The sequence below is a fragment of the Rhodococcus sp. 05-2254-2 genome (assembly GCF_002259095.1).
Taxonomy (GTDB): Bacteria; Actinomycetota; Actinomycetes; order Mycobacteriales; family Mycobacteriaceae; genus Rhodococcoides.
The window spans coordinates 172,215-193,034 of sequence record NZ_NOZJ01000006.1 but is presented as its reverse complement, the minus strand read 5'-3'; the positions used below and the strand labels follow the sequence as shown (position 1 = coordinate 193,034).

Sequence of the window (20,820 nt, the reverse complement as noted above, 5' to 3'; positions counted from 1 at the left end):
ACGGCACGGTCACGATGGCCGACATCGGGTCGGTGGACCCGGAGACCTCGGTTCGGTTCGGACTGTCGAGCCGCGGCGGCCTGTGCGCGCGATTGAGCAATTCTGGCTTCCGTTCTGGTCTGCGTTCGTGTCGATTCACACACGTTCGGTGGTGATATGCCGTCGTATCGATTCGTCGCGCACGGCCCACTGGATTGAAACAGGGAAAGGGTACGGTTCTACCGAAGAGAACCAACCTCGAGTTCGCAAACCGAGTGCGTGGTGACTCTCGAATTCGACGTCCTGTCCGACATGAACTCCCCTCCCCACCAGGCGTACGACACGTTCGACCACGTCGGCGTTCGTGCTGCACTCACATACACACACGAGACCGTCGGCCAACCGCCGAAAGCCGACCCGAAATTCCGCGTCGAGCATCCCAGCGGCTTTCAAAGATACAACATCGGCAGGATTCTTTTGTGCAGTAATCATAAGAACCATCGATCGCCGACTCCAGCCTGTTACAGAAGTGACCCCGAGTGCCACCCGAACAGGCGCTATTCGGTCGAACGAATGACTGCTCACGCCGCGTCGCACAGCATTGTCCGACCCGTATCGGACCTGTCGTTCTGATCGACCCGCCGTTTACCGACTCGACGATTGTTTCAGGAGGCGGAGCGGCGGCGCCCGACCACGAGCGTCGCGCCGAGGGCTGCGACTGCTGCCAGACACAACACCAGTTCCGATCCGAAGCCGAGTCGTGTCGCGACGGTGAGGGATTGTCGCAGTACAACACTGGAAACCAGCACGTCGGGAGTGAACAGTGGCGAATCCTGCAGAACCTCTCCGTCCGGTGCCACGATCGCGCTCACACCACTCGTGGCGGCCACCACGACAGTTCTTCCGTGCTCGACGGCGCGCACCCTGGACATCGCGAGTTGTTGGTAGGTCATCTCGGTGTCGCCGAAGGTCGCGTTGTTGGTTGGAATTGCGATGAACTCCGCGCCCGATCGGACCGATTCCTCGAGGGCACGGTCGAATGCGACTTCGTAGCAGGTCGCTATTCCGGCTGCTATTCCCCCGGTGCGGACAACTCCGTTTCCGTTACCGGGAACGAAATAACCCGCTCGGTCGGCATATTCCGAGAACAATCGAAAAAAACTTCGGAATGGCAAGTATTCGCCGAACGGTTGAATTATCTTCTTGTCGTGCCGCTCACCGGGCCCGTCCGTACCGTTCCACGCAATTACCGAATTCGTGTTCGTGCCATCAGCATTGACGAGTACGGTCCCGACGAGAATCGGAGCCCCCACAGCCACGGACGCCTGTGTGATGAGAGTTGAGGCATCGGCATTTCTCAATGGATCTATGTCGGACGCATTCTCGGGCCACACGACGAGATCCGGGGCAGGTTGCCTGCCTGCCTCGACGTCGGCGGCCAAACTCATCGTTTCACGGACGTGATTGTCCAGGACCGCTCGCCGCTGTGCGTTGAAGTCCAGACCCAGACGCGGAACGCTTCCCTGGACGGCTGCGATCGTCACGGTCCGTTCGTCGCCTTCCGGTGCGTCGTTGCTGTGCAGCGTGGGTAGCAGCGCCACGGCCGCTATGGACGCGACCGTCGTGGCGGCGACCGGCCCGAGGAACGAGCGCACTCCGTCGCGCCGACTGCCCGCGACCAGCAGCGCGGCCGTTCCGGTTCCGGTCAGTGCCACACCGAAACTGAGCAACGGTGCACCCCCGATGCTCGCCAAGGGAAGCAGCCAGCCCTCGGGTTGTCCGAACGCCAACCGGCCCCACGGGAAACCGCCGAAGGGAACACTGGATCTGAGCCACTCGGTCAGGCTCCAGGCCAATGCCATCGACACGGGCCACCAGGCACTCCGTGCTGCGACCACACCGAGCACTCCGAACAAGCCGACGAAGACGGACTCGGCGGCGGCGAGCGCCAGCCAGGGCATCGGTCCCACGTAGACACCGATCCACGGGAGCAGTGGAACGAAGAATCCGAGTCCGGCGGCACAGCCGTAGCCGAATCCCGCTTTCAGCGACAACGGACGTCGGCCGCCGAAGCCGGTCAGGACGAGGGCCAGCAGCGCGATCCCGAGCGGTGCCAGAAACCACAGCGTTCGCGGAGGAAAGCTCGCGAATATCAGGGCACCACCGGCAACGGAGAGTGCAGTGGACATCGAGGCTCGTCGTAGTCGCCCCGCCGACGAGGCCCCGGCCCCGACACCCGAGGCGGACTCAGTTCTCATGGATGACCTGCCCGCGATGGACGGTCATCGAGCACCGTGGGCTCGTGGACGACGGGTCGAGACCGGGCAACGGGGACACCCCCGCACGGGGGTCCGTCGACCAGCGTTGCACGCTGTCCTTGGGCGCTCGGACGACGAGTTCGTCGACCTCCCACACCGCGAAGGACGCGGGCGCTCCCGGCACCAACGTTCCTGCCAATCCGTCTCGGACTCCGCCCGCACGCCACGCTCCGCGGGTACCGGCCGAGAAAGCGGCCCGAGGCGAGATGGCACTGCCCGGCGTGCGGTGGTTGACCGCGGCTCTGATCGTCGCCCACGGATCGAGTCGGGTGACCGGCGCATCCGAACCGAATGCGAGCGCCACCCCCGCCGATGCCAGGCGCGCGAACGGATGGAGCGCCGACGCACGATCTGCGCCGAGTCGCGCCGAGTACAGCCCGTCCGAACCGCCCCACAGGGCATCGAACATCGGTTGCACGCTGGCTATGACGCCCCACGAGGCCAATTTGTCGGCCTGTTCGGGTGCGACCATCGCCAGATGTTCGAGCCGATGCCCGCACGCGGCGACGGCAGGAGTTCCGAGCTCGGCCACCACCCGCCCGAACGCTGTGACGGCAGCAGACACAGCCGCGTCGCCGATGACGTGGAAACCCGCCTGTATCCCGGCGGTCGTGCACGCCGAGATGTGTTCGGCGATCGCATCGACGTCCTCGTACCGGACGCCAGATCCGGAGCCGTCGGCGTAGGGCGACGACAGCCACGCGGTCCGCGACCCCAGCGAGCCGTCGACGAAGATGTCGCCGGCCAGTCCGTGGGCACCGGTGTCGCCGAGCAGCTGCCGCGCCTGCTCGGCCGTCTCGACCAGCTCGCCCCAGTATCCGCGAACCTCCACCCCGTGTTCGGTGGCCATCAGTTCACGGAAGTCGTCGATACCCGACACGATCGGACCGGCACATTCGTGGACTGCGACGATTCCCTGCGCCGCAGCACTGTCGAGCGCAGCCGTTCGTGCCCGATTTCGGGTGTCGGGCGTGATCATCGACCGCGCTGTCTGCCGCGCGAGGTGATGCGCGGCAGCGGTGAGTGGGGACTGCTCCGAGAAGCCGGTGACGGATTCGATACCGGTCGCGGCGACGCGCAACGGCGTCGAGACGGCGGCCGAATGCGAATCGATGCGAGTGAGGTACACCGGACGACCAGGAGCTGCCGCATCGAGGTCGGCTGTGGACGGTGCACGATGTTCGGGCCACCCGGTTTCGTCCCAGCCGTGTCCCCAGATCAGTGCGTCCGAGGACGATGATGCGTGTTCGGCGAGCACCCGCAGGCAGTGCTCGAGCGAAGTGCAGCCGGACAGATCGAGTCCGATCAGCGACAGACCCAGATCGGTGACGTGCACGTGAGTGTCGACGAACGCCGGTGCCACGAAGGAGCCCGCCAAGTCGGTGATGCGGACTCCTGGATGCAGCGCTCGCCCGGTGCGGTCCTCACCGATCCAGCTGACGATTCCATCGGTCACGGCCATGGCGGTGGCGTCGGAGGCCATCGGACTGTAGATCCGTCCGCCGCAGAACAATTCGGTGGTCACGAACGACCAGTCTGCCCCTACCGGTGTGGCTTCCGGAAATCCCCGGCTGCGGGATCGAAGCGGTCGGCCTCGATCACCTGTCCCTCGAGTATCGGCGCAGAACCGGATGCATTCGGTGCTCGCGTGCTGTCGTCGAGGATCTCACCGTCGATGACGGTGGGGCGCATGCGCCGGGTGGCGGTAGCGACCTGTGGCAACCAGCGCGCGGCGGCCCACATCACTGCTGGGCGCAGTAGCCACCTGGTCGGCGGGATCAACAGCAGCAACCCGATCACCGTGGTCACCAGGCCGGGCACGAACATCGCGACCGACCCTGCGGCGAAGAGAGCGCCGTCGGCCACGGCACCGCCGGCCGATCGCTCGCCTCGCGATGCCCGCTGCAGACCGTCCAACACACGTCTGCCCTGCGATCGCACGAGGAGTGACCCGACCAGCGATCCACCGATCAGCAGCACGACGGTCCAGAGCACACCGAGCGCGCTTCCTACGGCGACCAGCGCTGCGACCTCGACCACGACATAGAGTACGAACAGAGCGAGCATGACGGTCCTTTCTTCGCTTCACCGGTACAACGCGCGGGGCATCGAAATAGCTCCCGACTTGCCGTGTTTGTCGGCAGATTCTCAGGAACCCGGCCGGACGAGGCCGGTTTCGTACGCCACGACGACGGCCTGGACTCGATCGCGGACGTCCAACTTCGTCAGGATTCGGCCGATGTGAGTCTTGATCGTCGCCTCGGACAGATGCAGGGCGGCCGCAATCTCGGCGTTGGACAAGCCGGTAGCCAAGTGCACCAGCACCTCGCGCTCGCGTCCGGTGAGCGCATCGAGAACGGCGGCATCGGTGGTCGACACGGACTGCTCGACGAACCTCGACAGCAAACGCTTGGTGACCTTCGGCGAGACGACGGCATCGCCTGCGGCCACGCTGCGAATCGCGGAGACCAGGTCCTCGGGTGGAGTGTCCTTGAGCAGGAATCCACTGGCCCCTGCCCGGAGTGCCCCGAGGACGTGTTCGTCGAGATCGAAGGTCGTCATCACCAGAACCTTGGCGTCCGAACCCGATTCGGTGATGCTGCGGGTGGCGGCGACGCCGTCGATGCCGGGCATGCGGACGTCCATCAGCACTACCGCCGGTGCCAGTCTGGCGACGGCCTCGACGGCACCCGCCCCGTCCGAGGCCTCCCCCACCACCTCGATGTCGTCCTGCGCCTCGAGCACCATGTTCAATCCCATGCGCATGAGTTCCTGGTCGTCCACGACGACAACGGTGATCGGCACCGACCCAACCTAGCCCTCACTCGATCGGCAGCGTTGCCCGCACGAGCCAATTGCCGTGCGGCGTCCGCCCGGCGTGCAGGGTGCCTCGAAGCACCGCTACTCGCTCGCGCATTCCGAGAAGTCCGTGTCCACCACCGTCCTCGGACGGTGGTGCGCCGGAGCCGTTGTCGGAGATCTCGACGGTGACCGCATCTTCTCCGCGAACCACCTTGACGACAGCGCGTGGCGCGTGACCGGCGTGGCGGAGGACGTTGGTCAGCGATTCCTGCACCAACCGGTGCACTCCCAGGCTGATCGCCGGACTGATGTCGTCCAGGTTTCCGGTCTGTTCGAGCTCGACGTTCAATCCGGCGCGACCCATCATCTCCACGACACGGGCCAGACCGGCGGTGCCGTACTGGGGCATGTCGTCCGAGTCGGGCGAGGTCCGCAGCAACGCGACCGTTCGACGCAGCTCGGCCAATGCCGAACGGCCCGTTGCGGAGATGTTGGCCACGGCCTGCTCTGCGCGATCGGGATTGCGCCTGATGGCGTACGAGGCGCCGTCGGCCTGCACCACCATGACACTGACGCTGTGGGCGATGACGTCGTGCAGTTCGCGTGCAATGCGAGTGCGCTCGGTGAGCACGGCCTCTTCGGCGCGTCGGTCCCTGTCGTACTCGGCCACGACGAGTCGGGCCTGAGTCGCTTCGTCGTACGCCCGGCGGGCACCGAGAAATTCCGCCGCAACCCACGACAGGGCGTACATCAGCGCGCTGAACAGCAGTGTCGTGAACACCGGTTGGGCGAACAGAAGCAGGTTCGCGGCGGTGTACACGGCGAGTGCGGCGGCATAGACGCCGCCCTGAACTCGACCGACGTACGCGACCAGCGTGTAGAGCATGATCGGCAGGGCGAGCGCTGCCGGGTGACCGTTGTACGCATCGCCCACCAGGCTGCCCGCTATGTCGGAGCTGAGCGTGGTGACGAGAGTCAGTGCTGCGATCGTGCGGGGCAGACGCCGCCGCCACGCGACGGGAATCGTCAGCACGACCGAGAAGACCAGGAACAACGGCCCGTTCAGACCGTCGACCGAGCTGACGAACACCAGAATGTCGACGACGAACAGCCCGACGGCCAGCAGGGCATCGGCCACGAACGGCTGCCCACGGAGCCACAGACTGAATCGACGCATGTGATTGAGTTTGCCGTATGACTGCTGCCGACTGGGGATTGCTGATGGTCGCTGCCACGGCCGCCGGTTGGGTCGACGCCGTGGTGGGCGGAGGTGGCCTCATCCTGTTGCCGGCGATTCTTCTCGTGGCACCTCAGCTGACGCAGCAGGCAGCGCTGGCGACGAACAAGGCGACTGCCGTATTCGGTACCGTCGCCGCCGTCGTGACCTTCGCACGGAAGGTTTCGCTGAATTGGGCGGTGCTCGTTCCGGCCGGCGTCCTCGCCGCCGTGACCTCGGCGGCCGGCGCTGCTGCGGTGTCGTTGATCGACCGCGAGCTGTTCATCCCGATCATCATGGTGGTTCTCGTGGGTGTGGCAGTACTGGTCACCTGCCGTCCGACCATCGGCCTGACCGCGGCACCGTCGCCGCCGACCCATCGCAAGGTTTTGATCGTCATCGGTTGTGCAGCTGCCGGAATCGGCTTCTACGACGGCATTCTCGGGCCCGGCACCGGAACGTTCCTCATCATCGTCTTCGCCACGATGCTCGGCACCGAGTTCGTGCGCAGTGCCGCGATGGCCAAGGTGATCAACGTCGGGTCCAATGTCGGTGCCCTCGCCTTCTTCGCCGTCACCGGCAGCGTCTACTGGCAACTCGGAGCAGTCATGGCGGTGTGCAACGTGTTCGGTGCCGTCCTCGGGTCCAGGACGGCGGTCGCCCGCGGTGCCGGATTCGTGAGAATCGTCCTGCTGGTTGTGGTCGTGGGCATGGTCGTTCGACTCGGATGGCAACAATTCGGCTAGCGTCTTCAGGCGTGACGAGACAATCGGATCGGTCGGTCGACGCCGACTTCCTTGCTCTGCCCCTGCAGGCCCTCGCGGACGCCGCCCTGAGCACGGCTCGATCCGCCGGGGCAACGCATGCCGATGTTCGCGTGCAGCGCTTGACGACTCAGTCGATCTCGCTGCGCGACGGCTCGGTTCAATCCGCAATCGACGCCGGGGAGATCGGGCTCGCCGTGCGGGTCGTGGTCGACGGCACCTGGGGTTTCGCGTCGCACGCCGAACTCGGTACCGACGCAGCCGCAGCCACGGCCCGCAGTGCGGTCGAGGTGGCCACAGCGCTGCGCACGCTCAATCGCGAACGCGTCGAACTCGCCTCCGAGCCGGTGTACTCGAATGCGACGTGGGTGTCGGAGTACGACATCGACCCGTTCGAGGTACCCACCGCCGAGAAGGTGGCACTGCTGGCGGAGTATTCGTCCCGGCTGGCGGCGTCGGACGGCGTCGATCACGTCACCGCCTCGGTTCTGCAGGTCAAGGAGCAGTCGTTCTACGCGGATCTGGCCGGCAGCGGCATCACGCAGCAGCGGGTGCGACTGCATCCCCAGTTCGAGGCCACCACGGTGGATCGATCCGCCGGTGCATTCGAGACCATGCGCACCCTCGCGCCACCCGTCGGACGAGGTTGGGAGTACCTGGGTGAGCACAGCACTTGGGACTGGGCCGACGAGCTGGCCCGGATCCCCGAATGGCTGGCCGAGAAGGTGAAGGCACCGTCCGTCGTGGCAGGCCCAACGGATCTCGTCATCGATCCGACCAACCTGTGGCTCACCATTCACGAGTCGATCGGGCACGCAACGGAATACGACCGTGCCATCGGCTACGAGGCCGCCTACGCCGGCACGTCGTTCGCGACCCCGGACCAGTTGGGGACGCTGCGCTACGGATCGCCCATCATGCACGTCACCGCCGACCGGACCGAGATCAACGGCCTGGCCAGCATCGGTTGGGACGACGACGGAGTGGCGTCGCAGAGATGGGACCTGGTCCGCGACGGCACACTGGTGGGCTACCAACTCGATCGAGTGTTCGCCCCCAAACTCGGTCTGGAGCGGTCCAACGGATGTTCGTACGCCGATTCTCCGCATCATGTTCCGATCCAGCGGATGGCGAACGTATCGCTGCAGCCCGACCCCGATGTCGATCGTTCCACCGCCGACGTCATCGGTGAGGTGGAGGACGGCATCTACGTCGTCGGCGACAAATCCTGGTCGATCGACATGCAACGGTACAACTTCCAGTTCACCGGCCAACGCTTCTACCGAATCCGCAACGGCGTGCTCGACGGCCAGGTGCGTGATGTGGCGTACCAGGCGACCACCACCGAATTCTGGGGTTCGATGGAACTGCTCGGTGGACAGTCCACGTGGCGACTCGGCGGCGCATTCAACTGTGGCAAGGCCCAACCCGGGCAGGTTGCCGCCGTCAGCCACGGCTGCCCCGTCGCGTTGTTCCGCGGCGTCAACGTTCTCAACACCCGATCGGAGGCAGGCCGATGATCGCTCCGCAGCTCGTGATCGAACGTGCACTCGCCCACGCGAGTGTCGACGACACCATCGTGATCGTCACCGACTCCAGCGACGCAACGCTGCGGTGGGCCGGAAACTCCATGACCACCAACGGAATTGCCACCTCCCGGCGCTGGGAGGTGATCTCGATCGTGCGAGAGGCCGACGTCGTTCGGGGCAGGAGTGGAGCCGGCGGAACGACCGTTCGAGTCGGCACCGTGTCGTCGACGAGTGTCGATCCGGAGGACATCGAGGCTGTGGTCCGGGCCAGCGAGGCGGCGGCGCGATCGGCAGAGCCCGCCGAGGACGCGATGCCCTTGCTGCCTCGCGAGTCGGTCTCGGACCCACACGACTGGGACCGCCGAGCACAACATACGTCGATCGACGTGTTCGGTTCGCTGGCAACGGAATTGAACGTCGGATTCGATGGTGAGGATGCACTGTACGGATTCGCGCAGCACACCGTCGACAACGTCTGGCTCGGAACCTCGGCCGGGGTGCGTCGTACTTTCACACAGCCCACCGGATCGGTCGAGATCAATGGAAAGCGATCCGGTGCGAGCGCCTGGGTGGGCACCGGAACCACCGACTTCCGGAACGTGTCGGCCGAGTCGATGTTGGCGGAGCTGTCCACCCGGCTCGGCTGGGCCCGGAACACCATCGAACTGCCCGCCGGTCGCTATGAGACTGTGCTGCCCCCGTCGGCGGTGGCAGACCTGATGATCTATCTGATGTGGACCATGGAAGGCCGCGGAGCGCAGGAAGGCCGCACCGCACTCTCGCGGGCAGGTGGGACGCGAGTCGGCGAGAAACTCACCGACCTGCCGCTCACCCTGTACTCCGATCCACACGCATCCGGACTCGAGTACGCGCCGTTCGTGGTGGCCGGGTCGTCTAGTGATTCGGTGTCGGTGTTCGACAACGGCATGGACATCGAGCGCGTCGACTGGATCCGCGACGGATCGGTCTCCGCCCTGGCCTACCCACGTGCAGCGGCGCAGAAGTTCGGAGCCCCTGTCGCGGTCCCGGGCGAGAACCTCGTTCTGACGGGCGGCACCGACGTCGGTCTGGACAAGATGGTTGCCGACACCGAACGCGGGCTGCTCCTGACGACGCTCTGGTACATCCGTGAGGTCGATCCGACCTCGCTACTGCTCACCGGACTGACCAGAGACGGCGTCTATGCCATCGAGAACGGTCGAATCACCGGTGCAGTGAACAACTTTCGCTTCAACGAAAGCCCGCTGGATCTGCTACGACGCGTCACCGAGGCGGGCGCAACCGAGGCGACACTGCCGCGCGAGTGGAAGGATTGGTTCACTCGCACGGCGATGCCGCCGCTACGCATTCCCGACTTCCACATGTCGTCGGTCAGCGCCGCCCAGTAGGGCCGGTCCGAACTACTTGTCGGGTCCGGTGAGCTCGAGAGCGATGTTGTCGGGATCCCTGAACTCGACGATGGACATGCCGGGCCCAGCATCCTTGATGCCCTCGTGTGCGATGCCCAGCTCGTCGAGGGTCTTCACGGCATCCTCGAGTGCGGCCCGGGTGTCGACGGTGAAGCTGAGGTGATCGAGCCCGCACCGGTCCTCGGCGAACGTGTCGTCGCTCGGTGCGACCGGGCGCAGCCCGAGCAGACCGCCGCCGAACTTGTAGATGACGCCGCCGAAGAGGAACCACAGCGCCTTCTTGGTCTCTTCGTCCGCGTCGGGATCCCAGGCGTAGGCGACGTCGAAGCCGAACACCGAGTCGTAGAACGATCGGGACCGGTCGATGTCACTGACGGTGAGGCGAACATGGTTGTAATCGGTCACTGCGATAGGCACGTGGTGCTCCATTCCGGCAGCAGGGGAAGCTGCCTCACGAAGCATTCGGAACTGCGCATACGAGCGATGGTGCCGACTTTCGCTAGCTGGCGGCAGTGATCGCCAGCCCGACGGAGCCGCTCTTGCCCCGGCGCAGCACACTGCCCTTGACGGTGAGCCACCCGAGAATTCCGTATTTCGATGCGATCGCTGCACGTGCCTTCTCCGTCCGGTCCGCGTCGAGTATTTCGGCCCGTGCGTCTACCGCGTCGCCCTGGGGGTTACCGCGCATGTCGCACGGTGCCAGGGTGACTGCGGGGTTGCGGCGAATCCGTTTGACCTTCCACGAATCGGATACCGTCCATACCAGCAGCCGATCACCGTCGAGGGCACCCCACAGTGGGGTCGGTACCCCGGTGCCGTCCTTCTTGAACGTCGTCAGCAGTACGTACTTGCCCTTGGCAATGTCTTCGAAGGTGGCAGCCATACCGCTCAGAGTACGTCGCTACTCCCCTTCGAGCTCGCCCTCGGTTTCCAGATACACCTGGCGCAAGCCGTCGAGAACCTGCTTGTCCGGCTCGGCCCACATCTTTCGCTCCGCGGCCTCGAGCAGTCGCTCCGCGATACCGTGCAGGGCCCACGGATTGGACTGTTGCATGAACTTCTTGTTCTGCTCGTCGAGCACGTACGTCTCGGCCAGCTTCTCGTACATCCAGTCCTGCACCACGTCGGTCGTCGCGTCGTAGCCGAACAGGTAGTCCACGGTCGCCGCCATCTCGAACGCGCCCTTGTAACCGTGCCTGCGCATGGCGTCGAGCCACTTCGGGTTCACCACCCGGGCGCGGAAAACTCGCGCGGTCTCTTCCGACAGTGTGCGCGTGCGAACCGATTCCGGCCGTGTGCTGTCACCGATGTACGCCTCGGGCGACTTTCCGGTCAACGCGCGCACGGTCGCGACCATGCCGCCGTGGTACTGGAAGTAGTCGTCGGAATCGGCGATGTCGTGCTCACGCGTGTCGGTGTTCTTGGCGGCGACGGCAATGCGCTTGTAGGCGGTGCGCATGTCGTCCGAGGCCGGTACGCCGTCGAGACCGCGGCCGTACGCGAAGCCACCCCAGGTGGTGTAGACCTGCGCCAGGTCGTCGTCGCTGCGCCAGGTCTTGCTGTCGATCAGCTGGAGCAACCCGGCACCGTACGTGCCCGGCTTCGATCCGAAAATGCGCGTCGTGGAACGTCGTTCGTCGCCGTGCTCGGCCAGATCGGCCTGCGCATGGGCTCGCACGTAGTTCTGCTCGGCCGGCTCGTCCAACGCGGCGACCATCCGGACCGCATCGTCGAGCAATGCGAGAACGTGGGGAAACGCGTCGCGGAAGAAGCCGCTGATCCGGACCGTCACGTCGATGCGGGGACGGCCGAGCTCGACGAGGTCGATCACCTCGAGCCGTGTCACCCTGCGCGATGCCTCGTCCCACACCGGCGAGACCCCCAGCAAGGCGAACACTTCTGCGATGTCGTCGCCGGAGGTGCGCATGGCAGAGGTACCCCACACCGAGAGTCCGACGGATTTCGGCCACTCGCCTTGATCCTGGCGGTAGCGAGCGAGAAGTGATTCCGCCATCGCCTGCCCGGTCTCCCATGCCAACTTCGAGGGCACGGCCTTCGGGTCGACGGAGTAGAAATTGCGGCCGGTGGGGAGAACGTTGATCAGCCCGCGCAGCGGGGAACCGCTCGGCCCGGCCGCGATGAACCCGCCGTCGAGAGCGTGCAGTACCTGGGCGATCTCGCGTGAGGTCCCGCGCAGACGCGGAACGACCTCGGCTGCGGCGAACTCGAGAATCTGGGTGACCACGCCGCCGTGCTCGCCCGCGACCCGTGCGGCAGCTGCGGGATCCCACTGCGCTGCCTGCATCGCCGCGACCAACCCGTGGGCCACGGCCTCGATACTGTCGACGCGGGTCCGGTCCTCGTCGCCGTCCTCGCTGAGCCCCAGTGCTTCTCGCAGACCGGGAACCGTCTGCTCTCCGCCCCACATCTGCCGAGCTCGGAGCATCGCGAGCACCAGTTCGACCTCGGCGTCTCCGACGGGTTCCTGGCCCAGGATGTGCAGTCCGTCGCGGATCTGTACGTCCTTGATCTCGCACAGCCACCCGTCGACGTTGAGCAGCATGTCGTCGAACACTTCTTCGTCGGGGCGCTCCTCGAGTCCGAGGTCCTTGTGCATCTGCGCCGCTGTCATCAGGGTCCAGATCTGCTGGCGGATGGCGGGCAGCTTGGCCGGGTCGAGGGCCGAGATGTTCGCGTGCTCGTCGAGCAGTTGCTCGAGGCGGGAGATGTCGCCGTAGCTCTCCGCGCGCGCCATCGGCGGAATCAGGTGATCGACGAGGGTGGCGTGCGCTCGACGCTTGGCCTGCGTGCCCTCCCCCGGATCGTTGACCAGGAACGGGTAGATCAACGGCAGATCTCCCAGAGCCGCGTCGGTTCCGCAGGAAGCGGACATACCGAGTGTCTTGCCCGGCAGCCATTCCAGGTTGCCGTGCTTGCCCAGGTGCACCATGGCGTCGGCACCGAAGCCGCCGTCGGCCTGCGTGGCCGAGATCCACCGGTAGGCCGCCAGATAGTGATGGCTCGGCGGCAGGTCCGGGTCGTGATAGATCGCAACCGGCTTCTCGCCGAATCCGCGCGGCGGTTGCACCATGATCACCACGTTGCCGAATTGCATTGCCGCGATGACGATCTCACCGTCCGGATCGGCAGATCGATCAACGTAGAGATCACCCGGTGCCGGGCCCCAGTGCTCGACGACGCCGTCGCGTAGATCCGCGGGAAGCTTCTCGAACCACCGGCCGTACTGCGCGGCCGAGATACGAATGGGATTGCCCTCGAGCTGGGCATCGTTGAGCCAGTTGGGATCCTGGCCGCCGCGGGCAATCAGCGCATGGATGAGGGCGTCACCGTCGCGGGCAGCCAGACCCGGCACCGAATCCGGGCCGTCGAGTGGACCGAGGTCGTAGCCGGCGGTGCGCATATCGGACATCAACGCGATCGCGCTGGCCGGAGTGTCGAGGCCGACGGCGTTACCGATCCGCGCATGCTTGGTGGGATAGGCCGAGAACATCAGGGCGATACGGCGATCGGCGGCTGGAATGTGCCGCAGCCGCGCGTGCCGTACTGCAATGCCTGCTACTCGAGCGGCCCGCTCGTGGTCCGGGACGTACGTGGTCAAGCCGTCGTCGTCGATCTCCTTGAACGAGAACGGGACCGTGATGAGGCGGCCGTCGAACTCCGGAACGGCGACCTGCGTGGCGACGTCCAGAGGGGAGAGTCCGTCGTCGTTCTCGGCCCACGTCGCGCGAGAACTCGTCAGGCACAGTCCTTGCAGAATCGGCACATCGAGCGCGGCGAGCTCGGCGACGTCCCAGGCTTCGTCGTCGCCGCCGGCAGACGCGCCGGCAGGTTTGGTGCCACCGGCCGCGAGCACGGTCACGATCAGGGCGTCCGCCGACTTCAGGGACTCGAGCAGATCGGCTTCCGCGGTGCGCAGGGAGGCGCAGTAGATCGGAAGTGCGGTGGCCCCGGCGTTCTCCACAGCCGTGGCGAGAGCATCGATGTACGTGGTGTTTCCGGCCAGATGCTGGGCTCGGTAGTACAGGATCGCGACCGTCGGTCCCGCGGACTGCGGAGCTGAGGTTCGTTCGAGGTGGCCCCAGGTAGGCAGGTGCTGTGGTGCATCGAAACCGTGCCCGGTCAGCAGCACCGTGTCGGAGAGAAAGTTGTACAGCTGACGAAGATTGTCCGATCCGCCCTCGGCCAGATAGTTGTGTGCCTGCGCCGCGACGTTGGCAGGCACCGTCGAGATCTCCATCAGATCGGCGTCGGGTGCCTGTTCACCGCCGAGCACGACGACCGGCAGTCCGGTGGCCAGAACCGCGTCGATGCCCGACTCCCACGATCGCCTCGACCCCAGGATGCGCACGATGATCAACTCGGCCGACTCGGCCATCGCCGGAATGTCCGCGGCGAGCAGCCGGGAAGGGTTGCCCCAGGCGAAGTCGGCTCCGCTCGCACGGGCGCTGAGCAGATCGGTGTCCGACGTGGACAGCAACAAGAACACGGGTAACGCCCTCCTCGGGGGTTTCGCGCCCCTGAACTTCGGTGGTTCGAATGATCGGTGGAAACTGCTCTTCGACTCGTCGGCGAGAGGGTCTGACTCCAGCCCCGACCCGAAGGATCGAAGGCCGTCACAGTGGCGCGACCGTACCGGATTCTCGCCGGTTTCCTCTCGGCCGGAGCCGTCGACATCGAATGCTACCGGGGCGAGCGGGGAATGGGGCCACCCGTTGCGCTTGTAGCCTGGTGACCATGAGTTCGCCAGAGAGGTCGGTGCCCGACGGCTGCCCAGGAGCGCTGACGACCCATCTGGCGGCGGACGGGCCGCTGGCACGAATCCGGCTGCCGGGTGGCGTCGTGTTGCCGGGGCAGATGCAGGTGTTGGCGCAGGCCGCTGCCGAGCTGGGCGATGGCACGTTGGAACTGACCTCGCGGGGCAATATGCAGGTGCGGGCGGTATCGGACCCGGACGACTTGGCGAGCAGGTTGGCCGACGCCGGGCTGCTTCCGTCCTCGACGCACGAGCGTGTACGCAATATCCTCGCCTCTCCCCTGTCGGGCCGGGTGGGAGGTCTCACCGATGTGCGCGCGCTGGTCGGTGCGCTGGACGAGGGCCTGTGTGCACGACCCGATCTGGCAGACCTGCCGGGTAGGACGCTGTTCGGGCTCGACGACGGCCGAGGCGACCTGTGCGGACTCGAACCGGATTTCGGCGCCTACGCCCAATCCGACGGGTCGTACGCACTGCTGTTGGCGGGCCGGGACAGTGGCGTGCGCGTGGACCGCGACAGTGTCGTGTCGATGCTGCTGAACTGCGCGGGTGCCTTCGTGGAACTTCGGCAGTCCCAGTGGCGGGTAGCCGAAATGGACGACGGCCCGGCCCGGATCCTCGACCGACTCGGTCTCGCGGCCGGCCCCGTCCTGCCGATGCCCACACCCGTGGAGGTGCCTCCGATCGGATGGCTCGGCCAGGACGACGGCCTGGTGGCGCTGGCTGCGGGACTGGCCAACGGTGTTCTTGAGGCGCGGCTCGCGGAGTTCCTCGCGGCCATCGACCGCCCGCTGATCATGACCCCGTGGCGATCGCTGATCGTGTGTGATCTGGACGAGGAACCGGCCGAACAGGTCGTCCGCGTGCTCGCCCCGATGGGACTGATCTTCGATGCGGCATCACCGTGGATTCGAGTGAGCGCATGCACCGGATCGCCGGGGTGCGAGAAGTCGTTGGCCGACGTACGAGCCGACCTCTCCGCCGCGGTCGATGCCCGGATGACCCCGCGCGACGAACGGCAACACTGGTCCGGGTGCGAACGGCGTTGCGGACGACCCAAGGGCGAGGTGACCGACGTCATCGCAACAGGAATCGGCTACCGCGTCGAGTGAGGGGACCCAGACCGGCTTCCGGCTGAGGGGCCCCTCTCCCCTATCGTGACACGCATGCACGACTACGTCCGCGACGGCGCGGAGATCTACCGACAATCGTTCGCGACCATCCGAGCCGAAGCAGATCTGTCTCGATTCGCACCGGAGGTCGCACAGGTCGTCGTGCGCATGATTCACGCGGTCGGAGAGATCGATCTGACCGAGACCATCGGCTACACCCCAGCAGTCGTGACCTCCGCTCGCGCGGCACTGAACTCGGGGGCGCCGATTCTGTGCGACGCCAACATGGTCGCCGCCGGCATCACTCGTCGCCGTCTTCCTGCCGACAACGAGGTGCTGTGCACTCTGTCCGATCCTCGGGTACCGGATTTGGCTCGAAGTATGAACACCACGAGAACCGCTGCCGCACTGGAGTTGTGGGGCGACAAGCTCGGCGGTGCCGTCGTCGCCATCGGAAACGCTCCGACCGCACTGTTCCACCTGATGGAGATGCTGGAGGCAGGGGCACCGAAACCCGCAGCGATCGTCGGCGGCCCGGTCGGATTCATCGGGGCAGCGGAGTCGAAGGAAGATCTGATCGCCGCGGGCCTCGGCGTCGAGTACCTGGTGGTCCGCGGTAGGCGTGGTGGCAGCCCCATCACCGTGGCCGCAGTCAATGCCATTGCGAGCGAACAAGAATGACCGGCGCCGGAAAACTGTGGGGAGTCGGAGTCGGTCCCGGCGATCCGGAGTTGTTGACCGTCAAGGCCGCTCGTGTGATCGCCGAGGCCGATGTGGTTGCCTTCCACAGTGCACAGCACGGTCGTAGCATCTCCCGCGGGCTTGCAGCCGGGTACATGCGGGACGGGCAGCTCGAGGAACATCTGGTCTATCCGGTGACCACCGAGACCACGGCGCACCCCGGTGGATATCAGGGTGCGATCGACGAGTTCTACGAGTCCGCGGCTTCGCGGTTGGCGGCTCATCTGGACGCGGGACGCTCCGTAGTGCTTCTCGCCGAGGGTGATCCGCTGTTCTACAGCTCCTACATGCACATGCACAAGCGGTTGGCCGACCGCTTCGAGGTCGAGATCGTGCCGGGCGTGACCTCGGTCAGTGCCGCGTCGGCTGCGTTGGCCACCCCGCTCGTGGAGCGCGACGAGGTGTTCACCGTGTTGCCCGGCACGCTCCCGGCAGACGAGCTCACTCGGCGACTGCGCGGCACCGACGCGGCCGTCATCATGAAACTGGGCCGGACCTACCCGACGGTGCTCGAGGCCCTGGAACGTTCCGGTCGGCTGAGTGAAGCGCGCTACGTGGAACGGGCCAGCACATCCGAGCAACGGGTGCTCGACGCCGTCGACGCAGACAACGTTCCCTACTTCTCGATGATCGTCGTACCGAGTCCCTCGAATCGAACCGAAACACGTACTTGCGCCGGTGAAGTGGTGGTCGTCGGCCTCGGACCCGGGGACGACGCATGGACGACGGACGAAGTGCGCGCCGAACTCGCCGCCGCCACCGATCTGGTCGGCTATGTCACCTACATCGATCGGGTACCGCAGCGCCCCGGTCAGATCCGGCACGCGAGCGACAACAAGGTCGAGTCGGAACGTGCGGCGTTCGCTCTCGATCTCGCCAAACAGGGTCACCGCGTCGCCGTGGTCTCCTCGGGCGATCCCGGTGTGTTCGCGATGGCAACCGCGGTCATCGAGGTCGCGGCCGAGGAGCAGTGGAGCTCGGTCCCGGTGCGGGTGGTGCCCGGGATGACGGCAGCCAACGCCGTCGCCAGTCGGGTGGGCGCACCACTCGGACACGACTACGCCGTCATCTCTCTGTCCGACCGCCTCAAGCCCTGGAACGTCGTCGCAGCGCGGCTCTCGGCGGTCGCCGGAGCCGATATGGCGATCGCGATCTACAACCCCGCTTCGAAGTCGCGGACCTGGCAGGTTGCGGCAACGAAAGAGATTCTGCTCGAGCATCGTTCGCCACAGACCCCCGTGGTCATCGGACGCGCGGTGGGCAGCCCGCAGGAATCCGTTCGCACCGTGGCGCTGGGCGAACTCGACCCCGAGTCGATCGACATGCGATGCCTGCTCATCATCGGATCGTCGATGACGACGGTGGTCGAGACGGGAAGCGGGCCGAAGGTGTTCACCTCCAGGCGTTATCCGTCGGCAGGCAGTTCTTAGCGATCCGTCAACCAGTCCACGGCGGCTGCGACGTCGAACACCGTCGGTGCCGAGCCGGTTCGCGTGGGACGGTCGACCACTATCACCGGAATCGATGCCGCTCGGGCGGCATCGAGCTTGGCTCGCGTCATGTCGCCGCCGCTGTTCTTGGTGATCAGCAGGTCGATTCGGTTGTCTGCCAGCATCATCGACTCGTGGTCGACGTCGAAGGGGCCACGGCTCAGTTGCAGTGCCATGTGCGGCGGCACCGCACCGGTCGGAGGGTCGATCGCCCGCACCAGAAACCACGAGTGATCGACACTCGCGAAATGGTGAACACCCTGCCTGCCTGTCGTGAGGAACACCCGGCTGCCGGGGGAGATCGCCGACGCCGCGTCGGGCAGTGAGGCAACCGAGGTCCATCGATCACCCTCGCCCGCGGTCCACGGTGGCCGCGTCAGCACCAGGAGCGCGACCGACGTTGCCCGAGTGGCCTGCTCGGCGTGTGCGGCGATGGTGGAGGCGAACGGGTGCGTCGCGTCCACCACCACGTCGATTGCGTTGTCTCGCAGCCACACTGCAAGGGCATCCGGACCTCCGAATCCGCCGATTCGAGTGTCGCCTACGGGCAACATCGGCTCGGCGACCCGGCCGGCCAGTGAGGTCATCGTCTCGATCCCGTGCACCGTGTCCAGAGCGGCCGCAAGTGCCCTCGACTCCGTCGTACCACCGAGAATCAGGACCTTCACCGTTTGGTCACACTCCATTGCGTGACCGGCAGCTGCGGTCTCCACGTCGTGAACGCGCCCAGCGGTTCACCGCGATAGATCTGGAACCTGCGGAGCTCGCCGCCGTACTTCGCCGCGGCGGTCAGCAGCAACGAATCCGATTCGGCCGTCACCGAATTCGCAACCACCCGTCCACCGGTCCGCACCGCGTCCCAGCAGCCCTCGAGCATGTCGGCACCGGTCAACCCACCACCGATGAACACTGCGTCGGGAACAGCGTCTGCGTTCGAGACCGCCGCGAAACTCTCCGGGGCGCCGCCATGCACCACGAGGCTCGGAACTCCCAGAAGCCGTGCATTGGTCTCGATCTGCTCACGGCGCGCATGCGAACTCTCGAACGTCACTGCACGACAGGATTCGTCGGTCCGCATCCATTCGATGGCGATGGTTCCCGATCCGCCCCCGATGTCCCACAACAGCTCTCCTGGCGCCGGTGCCAACGCGCTGAGCGTCAGTGCGCGAACCTCCCGCTTGGTCATCTGACCGTCTCCGGTGTACGCGGAATCGGCCAGGCCTGGAATGCGGGTGTGGCGGGCAGCGTCGGGATCCCGGACGCACAGCAGTGCAACCACATTGAGTGGATCGACGCCTTCGAACGTCGACTCTTCGGCGATCCCGCGGGCGACCCGCTCGGCCGGTCCGCCTAGCTGCTCGAGGACCGTCATCTCGCTCGCGCCGAAACCGTTGGCAGACAACACCACCGCGATCTCACCTGGAGTGCTGCTGCCCCGGCTCAACACCAGTATCCGGCGGCCGTCGGCCAGTTCGGGCAACACGGTCTCGGCCGGGCTGTTCACCAGCGACACCGTCGTGGTGTGGTGCAGCGCCCAGCCCAAGCGAGCGCACGCCAGTGAGACCGAGGACGGGGCCGGGTACACCCGCAAGCGATCGGCACCGAACTCCCGCGCCAACGTCACCCCGATGCCGTGGAACATCGGATCGCCGCTGGCCAGCACGCACACGCGAGAACCCGTGCAGGCGTCGATCATCGGCCGCAGATTCGGCACCAACGGACTGGGCCATGTCCTGGTCTCGCTGCAGTGCTCCTGTACTCCAGCGACCTGGCGCGCGGAGCCGAACACCACATCTGCTTGCTCGACGGCCCTGCGCGACGCAAGAGGCAGTCCGTCCCAGCCGTCCGCACCGATTCCCACGACCACGATCGGAGTGGGCACGGGTGCCACCATCAGCGCGGCATCCTGCGCCAGAGCCGCTGCGGCAGTAGACGCATGGCGAAGAACACCGGTCGCAGTGTGCCGGGGATCCACACGGTGGCCCGACGCGTGCGCAGCGCAGCGACGACGCCGTCGGCCACCTGATCCGGCGTACTCGACATGGGTGCCGGGGTCATCCCCTCGGTCATCGAACCGATGACGAATCCGGGACGAACGAGCAGGAGGTGCACTCCGCTGCCGTGCAGTGAGTCGCTCAGTCCGCTGGCGAAGCCGTCGAGACCGGCCTTCGCGGATCCGTACACGTAGTTGGCGCGTCGCACTCGAACCCCCGCGACCGAAGAGAACACGACCAGGTCGCCGCTCCCCTGTGCTCGGAGGATCTTCGATGCGTGCGTCAGCACCGAGACCTGAGCCAGGAAGTCGGTGGTGATGACGTCGAGAGCGTGCTGCGCGTCGTCCTCGGCGCGCGCTTGATCCCCGAGGATCCCGAACGCCAGCACCACGATCCCGATCGGGCCGTATCGCTCGGCCACCCGGCTCAGGAGCTCGGCGTGAGTGTCCATCTCGTTCGCGTCGAACTCGACGGTGTGAACGGCGTCCGCGCCTGCCTGCTCCACTCGTCGTTGCTGAGCATCGAGGTCGGTACTGCGCCGAGCTGCCAGTACGACGGTTCGCCCCGAAGCGAGTCGGGTGGTGACCTCGAGTCCGATCTCGCTGCGCCCGCCCAACAGCAACAGCGTTCCGGCCGCGGGTTCTGCTCGTCTGCTCACGACGACCAGTCTTGCCGATGAAATCGCATTCACT

At 66.1% G+C, this 20,820-nt stretch carries 17 protein-coding genes; 6 read left to right on the top strand and 11 right to left on the bottom strand.

Going from position 1 to position 20,820, the window contains the following annotated elements; all coding sequences use genetic code 11:
* Positions 1-644 precede the first annotated feature (644 nt).
* The 5 genes from lnt to CH283_RS08665 all read right to left on the bottom strand — a co-directional run bounded on the left by lnt (position 645) and on the right by CH283_RS08665 (position 6,276).
* Positions 645-2,168 (bottom strand): apolipoprotein N-acyltransferase, encoded by a 1,524-nt coding sequence (gene lnt, locus CH283_RS08685; protein ID WP_094641782.1) that lies wholly within the window; start codon positions 2,166-2,168, stop codon positions 645-647.
* 58 nt (positions 2,169-2,226) lie between these two features.
* A complete protein-coding gene (locus CH283_RS08680) occupies positions 2,227-3,780 on the bottom strand; it encodes an amidohydrolase (protein WP_094642354.1) in 1,554 nt (517 codons plus the stop codon).
* A gap of 59 nt (positions 3,781-3,839) precedes the next feature.
* Complete coding sequence (locus CH283_RS08675) at positions 3,840-4,364, bottom strand: FxsA family protein (protein ID WP_094641784.1); 525 nt, start codon at positions 4,362-4,364, stop codon at positions 3,840-3,842.
* An 81-nt stretch (positions 4,365-4,445) separates the two neighbouring features.
* Positions 4,446-5,102, bottom strand: a complete 657-nt coding sequence (locus CH283_RS08670) for a response regulator (protein WP_094641786.1) — start codon at positions 5,100-5,102, stop codon at positions 4,446-4,448.
* Between the two features lie 16 nt (positions 5,103-5,118).
* The gene (locus CH283_RS08665; protein ID WP_094641788.1) at positions 5,119-6,276 is read right to left on the bottom strand and encodes a sensor histidine kinase; all 1,158 of its coding nucleotides are present in this window, start codon (positions 6,274-6,276) and stop codon (positions 5,119-5,121) included.
* Positions 6,277-6,293: 17 nt separating this feature from the next.
* Between CH283_RS08665 and CH283_RS08660 the strand changes: the two genes are divergently transcribed.
* The 3 genes from CH283_RS08660 to CH283_RS08650 are packed head-to-tail and all read left to right on the top strand — an operon-like array spanning position 6,294 to position 9,996.
* A complete protein-coding gene (locus CH283_RS08660; RefSeq protein WP_094641790.1) occupies positions 6,294-7,061 on the top strand; it encodes a TSUP family transporter in 768 nt (255 codons plus the stop codon).
* Between the two features lie 11 nt (positions 7,062-7,072).
* Positions 7,073-8,599: a TldD/PmbA family protein gene (locus CH283_RS08655; protein WP_255183145.1), complete on the top strand. Its 1,527-nt coding sequence runs from the start codon at positions 7,073-7,075 to the stop codon at positions 8,597-8,599.
* Positions 8,596-9,996 carry a metallopeptidase TldD-related protein gene (locus tag CH283_RS08650; protein ID WP_094641793.1) on the top strand — a complete coding sequence of 467 codons (1,401 nt, stop codon included), beginning with the start codon at positions 8,596-8,598 and terminating at the stop codon, positions 9,994-9,996. Before CH283_RS08655 ends, CH283_RS08650 begins: the two co-directional genes overlap by 4 nt.
* 12 nt (positions 9,997-10,008) lie before the next feature.
* Here the strand turns inward: CH283_RS08650 and CH283_RS08645 are convergent, their stop codons facing one another.
* From CH283_RS08645 to cobN, 3 genes are all read right to left on the bottom strand, one after another.
* The gene (locus CH283_RS08645; RefSeq protein ID WP_068050614.1) at positions 10,009-10,434 is read right to left on the bottom strand and encodes a VOC family protein; all 426 of its coding nucleotides are present in this window, start codon (positions 10,432-10,434) and stop codon (positions 10,009-10,011) included.
* 82 nt (positions 10,435-10,516) lie between these two features.
* Positions 10,517-10,900, bottom strand: a complete 384-nt coding sequence (locus tag CH283_RS08640; protein WP_068050612.1) for a PPOX class F420-dependent oxidoreductase — start codon at positions 10,898-10,900, stop codon at positions 10,517-10,519.
* 18 nt (positions 10,901-10,918) lie between these two features.
* On the bottom strand, positions 10,919-14,524 hold the full coding sequence (gene cobN / locus CH283_RS08635) for a cobaltochelatase subunit CobN (protein ID WP_094641795.1): 3,606 nt from the start codon (positions 14,522-14,524) through the stop codon (positions 10,919-10,921).
* 248 nt (positions 14,525-14,772) lie between these two features.
* On the opposite strand from cobN, the gene cobG reads away from it, so the two are divergent.
* Genes cobG through cobJ form a run of 3 tightly spaced genes read left to right on the top strand, consistent with a single transcriptional unit; the run spans position 14,773 to position 18,074 of the window.
* Positions 14,773-15,903, top strand: a complete 1,131-nt coding sequence (gene cobG / locus CH283_RS08630) for a precorrin-3B synthase (protein ID WP_094642355.1) — start codon at positions 14,773-14,775, stop codon at positions 15,901-15,903.
* 54 nt (positions 15,904-15,957) lie between these two features.
* Complete coding sequence (locus CH283_RS08625; protein ID WP_094641797.1) at positions 15,958-16,584, top strand: precorrin-8X methylmutase; 627 nt, start codon at positions 15,958-15,960, stop codon at positions 16,582-16,584.
* On the top strand, positions 16,581-18,074 hold the full coding sequence (gene cobJ / locus CH283_RS08620; RefSeq protein WP_094641799.1) for a precorrin-3B C(17)-methyltransferase: 1,494 nt from the start codon (positions 16,581-16,583) through the stop codon (positions 18,072-18,074). Before CH283_RS08625 ends, cobJ begins: the two co-directional genes overlap by 4 nt.
* On the opposite strand, the gene CH283_RS08615 is transcribed toward cobJ, so the two are convergent.
* Genes CH283_RS08615 through CH283_RS28710 form a run of 3 tightly spaced genes read right to left on the bottom strand, consistent with a single transcriptional unit; the run spans position 18,071 to position 20,786 of the window.
* Positions 18,071-18,820, bottom strand: coding sequence for a cobalt-precorrin-6A reductase (locus CH283_RS08615; RefSeq protein WP_094641801.1), 750 nt, complete (start codon positions 18,818-18,820; stop codon positions 18,071-18,073). The two genes, cobJ and CH283_RS08615, sit on opposite strands and share 4 nt — an antisense overlap.
* Positions 18,799-20,028 carry a precorrin-6y C5,15-methyltransferase (decarboxylating) subunit CbiE gene (gene cbiE / locus CH283_RS08610; RefSeq protein WP_094642356.1) on the bottom strand — a complete coding sequence of 410 codons (1,230 nt, stop codon included), beginning with the start codon at positions 20,026-20,028 and terminating at the stop codon, positions 18,799-18,801. Before cbiE ends, CH283_RS08615 begins: the two co-directional genes overlap by 22 nt.
* A complete protein-coding gene (locus CH283_RS28710; RefSeq protein ID WP_255183144.1) occupies positions 20,028-20,786 on the bottom strand; it encodes an SDR family NAD(P)-dependent oxidoreductase in 759 nt (252 codons plus the stop codon). The genes cbiE and CH283_RS28710 overlap by 1 nt, the downstream gene beginning before the upstream one ends.
* Positions 20,787-20,820: the final 34 nt, after the last annotated feature.